Raw genomic sequence first — 4,158 nt, forward strand, 5'->3', positions numbered from 1 at the left:
GGACCGGCTGGCGAGCGTCGTCGACAACATCGGCCTGCCGGTCAGCGGCATCAACCTTTCCTACAGCAACACGGGAACGGTCGGCGTGTTCGACGCCGACATTCTGGTGACCTTGCGCGAAGGGTCGACCCCGACTGACGACTACGTGAAGACGTTGCGCGAGCAACTCCCGAGGGCGTTCCCGGGCGCGACCTTCTCGTTCCTGCCGGCGGATATGGTGAGCCAGATCCTCAACTTCGGCTCGCCCGCGCCGATCGACGTCCAGATCGCCGGCAATGATCTCAACGCCAGCCGCGCTTTCGCCACCAAACTGCTGGCGAAGATCCGCCATGTTCCCGGAATCGCCGACCCGCGCATCCAGGAAGCCTTCCAGGACCCCGCCCTCAGGGTCGAGTTCAACCGCGAGCTCGCCGGCGTCGTGGGATTGACCGAGAACGACGCCTCGACGAGCCTTCAGACGACGCTCTCCGGCAGCACCCAGACGGCCCCGACCTACTGGCTGAGCCCCACGAACGGCGTTTCCTACGCCGTTTCCGTCCAGACCCCGCAATATGGCATCGATACGCTGGGAGAACTGAAAAACCTGCCGCTGCAGGCCCCCAATTCGCAGCAGCTCCTGGGGGGGCTGGCGACCCTTTCCCCGGAGCCGATGAACGCGGTCGTTTCGCATTACGACATCCGCGACATCGTGAATATCTATGCGACGACCCAGGACCGGGATCTCGGCGGCGTCGCTGCGGACGTCCAAAAGATTGTCGACGACTCCCTCGGCGAGCTTCCCAAAGGGTCGACCGTCACGATCCGGGGCCAGGTGGCGACCATGCAGAGCGCCTACCAGCAGCTCATGATCGGCTTGGCCTTCTCGATCGTGCTGATCTACCTGCTGATTGTCGTCAACTTCCAATCCTGGCTCGATCCGTTCGTGATCATCACGGCGCTTCCGGCCGCCTTGGCGGGCATCGTGTGGATTCTGTTCCTCACGCACACCACCTTGTCGGTCCCGGCCTTGACGGGCGCGATCATGTGCATGGGCGTGGCGACGGCAAACAGCATTCTCGTGGTCAGCTTCGCGCGCGAGCAGCTTGCGGAAGGCAAGAGCGCAGTCGAGGCTGCGCTCCTCGCCGGCGCCACGCGCTTCAGGCCGGTGCTGATGACGGCGCTCGCCATGATCATCGGCATGCTGCCGATGGCCATCGAGCCCGGGCAGAACTCCCCGCTCGGGCGCGCCGTCATCGGCGGTCTTCTGTTTGCGACTTTCGCGACGCTTCTTTTCGTGCCGACCGTGTTCTCGATCGCGCACCGCAACCCCAGCAAGGCCAAGGCCGACGCGACGGCGCCGCTCGCCGGCCTGCCGTCTCACGCCTGATCCGGAGCAGCCATGTCCTCTGAATCCCCCGCCACCCCGCCGAAAAAGCATCGTGTCCTGATTTTCGTCGGCGTTTTCGCGATCGGCGCCGTCGGCCTTGCCGCCTCCGGCATCATGGATCGCGCCAAGAGCAAGCAGGAGGTCGCGGCCTGGACCGACGCCCAGATCGTCCCGACCGTGCGTGTGGTGCGGCCCGAGCGCGTTTCGGGAGAACAGGAATTGATCCTGCCGGGCAACGTCGCCGCGTTCGTCACCGGCTCCCTTTTTGCTCGCGCCAGCGGCTACATCACCGCCTGGAACAAGGACATCGGCGCGCACGTCACGAAGGGCGAGATTTTGGCGACGATCTCAGCGCCGGATCTCGATCAGCAGCTCGAAGAGGCGAAGGGGCAACTGGTTCAGCTGCAGGCCGCCGTGGAGCAGGCGCAGGCGAACGCCGACCTCGGCAGGGTGACGGACCAGCGAACCGCGCAGCTGGTGACGGAGGGTTGGTCAAGCAAACAGCAGGGGGATACCGACCACCTGAACGCCGCGGCGCGCGCGGCGGCGGTGTCCGTCGCCAAGGCCAATGTCGTGGCGCAGCAGGCCGCCGTGAGCCGGCTCGAGGAGCTGACCAGCTTCGAGCAGATCAAGTCGCCCTTCGACGGCGTGGTCACGGCGCGCAACGTCGATATCGGCGATCTCGTCAATGCGGGCGGCAATACCGGGCGCGCCCTGTTTCAGATCGCCGACATCCACCGCATGCGCATCTACGTCAATGTCCCGCAGGCGTTCCTCGGGGAGCTCAGGCCGGGCATTAAGGCCACGCTGCATTTGCCCGGCCAGAAAGAGACCTTTGAAGCCGTGCTCGTGTCCACGTCGAATGCGCTGGCGGAAAACTCGCGCACGGCCCTGATCGAGTTGCAGGCGGACAATCCGGACGGGAAGCTCTGGCCCGGCGCCTTCACCGAGGTTCACTTCCACATTCCCGCCGATCCGGACACGCTGTCCGTTCCGCTGACCGCGCTCGTCTTCAGCGCTCAGGGCATGAGGGTCGCCGCGCTCGACGCCGACGACAAGGTCGTGTTGAAGCCGGTCGCCGTCGGCCGCAATCTCGGCAACCGGGTGGAGATCGAGTCCGGCCTCATGCCGTCCGACCGGCTCGTCGACAGCCCGCTCGAATCCACTGAGAACGGCGACAAGGTGAGCGTCGCCAATTCGGACCCGAAGGCGGTTGCGCGGGTCTCAACAGCTGCGCCGAGCAAACCGCCAAGCCTCTAAAACTCAAGCGAGATCGCCGCTCGGCGGCTCAGAAGGTCGCCGTCGCGGGATCGGGGCCCATGCGCCCGCTCGGCGAATTGAGCGTTCGCATGGACCTGAGATCGTCGGCGTCGAGCGCGAAGTCGAACACCCCGATGTTCTCCTTCAGGCGCGCTGGCCGGACGGATTTCGGGATCACGATCAGGCCGCTGTCGAGGTGCCATCGGATCACCACCTGCGCCGGCGTCTTGCCGTGCTTTGCCGCGATGCTCCCGATCACGGGGTCGGAGAGAAAGGCGGCGCGGCCCAGCGGACTCCACGATTCCGTCATGATCTTGAGCTCGTCGTGGAAGGCCCGCAAGGCCTCCTGCTGGAAGCGGGGGTGAAGCTCGATCTGGTTGTCGGAGGGCGTAACGCCGGTCTCGGCGATGATCCGCTCCAAATGGTCGCGGTTGAAATTGGAGACACCGATCGAGCGGATCCGGCCCTCCTGCCGGAGACGGACGAGCGCCCTCCAGGTCTCGACATAGAGGCCGGCGCGCGGCCTCGGCCAGTGAACGAGGTAGAGATCGACCGACTCGCGCCTGAGCCGCTTCGCGCTCAAGTCGAAGGCGCGAAGCGCGTTGTCGAAGCCGTGATCGCCGTTGCCGAGTTTTGTCGTGACGAACACGTCGGGCCGGCCTTCGAGCGCGTCGCCGACGCCCTCCTCGTTGCGATACATCGAGGCGGTGTCGACCAGGCGATAGCCGTCCGCGACCGCCTGCCGCACGACCTCCGCCGTCGTCTCGGGCGGGGTCTGGAAGACGCCGAGCCCGAACTGCGGCATCGAAACGCCGTCGTTAAGAGTGACGATCGGTTGTTCGGCCATGGCGCGCGCTCCTCAATCGTTTCCGGGGTGATCGCCCGACTATCGCCGAGGGCGCACCGGCCGCGCAAGCGTTCTGGAGCAGGCCGAACAGGAGACGCGGTCGTTGACCCATGTCCACTATCCGCAGGGCGCGAAAGCCTCGTCTGTCGACGGGCCATGGCGCCGAATCCATTGAGGGAGGCCCGCCGGTCGCCTGGACGCCGGCGCGGAGAAATTTGGATTTCCTCAGGCCTCCGCAGGGACAGCGCGGGGCTCCGCGAATTTCCGGGTTTGGACGGTTGGATTTTCTTGGAATTCCTTGGATTCTCTCGACCGAAACGAGCCTTTTCAATGGGTTACGCGCGACCTCACGCCGATTTTATTCGTCATGCGGCTCCTCCCCGGGTAAAAGGCCGCGTCCCGTGCGGGACGGCATCGGTCCGCTTGCGCTTCGTCTGATGTTCGCATGAAGGGATGATACCTGATTTTCTGCTTTTCCGCAATCAAAAGTCGCCATCGCCATTCACGCGAGCGCGGCGGCCCGACGTCATCGCCCGACTGGAATGGCGGGAATGCGCAAGGGCACGAAGTCGCTCCGCTCCGGCCCGCTGCGCGGGGGGCGTGAGCCGGGAGGGCGGGTAGCGAGCCGATAGGAAAGCGATGGCGCGACGGGCAGCCCCGTCCTGAGAATCGAGGGTCGTTCAAC

Annotated in this window: 3 protein-coding genes; 2 read left to right on the top strand and 1 reads right to left on the bottom strand. The window is 65.5% G+C overall.

Features of this window, described 5'->3' with window-relative positions; translation table 11 throughout:
• Positions 1–1,366, top strand: a 1,366-nt coding sequence (locus ACLP25_RS22720; RefSeq protein WP_442471407.1) for an efflux RND transporter permease subunit, incomplete at its 5' end; no start/stop codon positions are given.
• 12 nt (positions 1,367–1,378) lie between these two features.
• Positions 1,379–2,626: an efflux RND transporter periplasmic adaptor subunit gene (locus ACLP25_RS22725; RefSeq protein WP_442471408.1), complete on the top strand. Its 1,248-nt coding sequence runs from the start codon at positions 1,379–1,381 to the stop codon at positions 2,624–2,626.
• Between the two features lie 28 nt (positions 2,627–2,654).
• On the opposite strand, the gene ACLP25_RS22730 is transcribed toward ACLP25_RS22725, so the two are convergent.
• On the bottom strand, positions 2,655–3,473 hold the full coding sequence (locus ACLP25_RS22730; protein ID WP_442471409.1) for an aldo/keto reductase: 819 nt from the start codon (positions 3,471–3,473) through the stop codon (positions 2,655–2,657).
• Between the last annotated feature and the right edge of the window lie 685 nt (positions 3,474–4,158).

It is taken from the genome of Roseiarcus sp. (assembly GCF_052145395.1).
GTDB lineage: Bacteria > Pseudomonadota > Alphaproteobacteria > Rhizobiales > Beijerinckiaceae > Roseiarcus.

Excerpts from the sequence above, each read along its gene's own strand:
- ACLP25_RS22730 (WP_442471409.1), bottom strand. The coding sequence starts at position 3,473 with ATGGCCGAACAACCGATCGTCACTCTTAACGACGGCGTTTCGATGCCG.
- ACLP25_RS22725 (WP_442471408.1), top strand. The coding sequence starts at position 1,379 with ATGTCCTCTGAATCCCCCGCCACCCCGCCGAAAAAGCATCGTGTCCTG.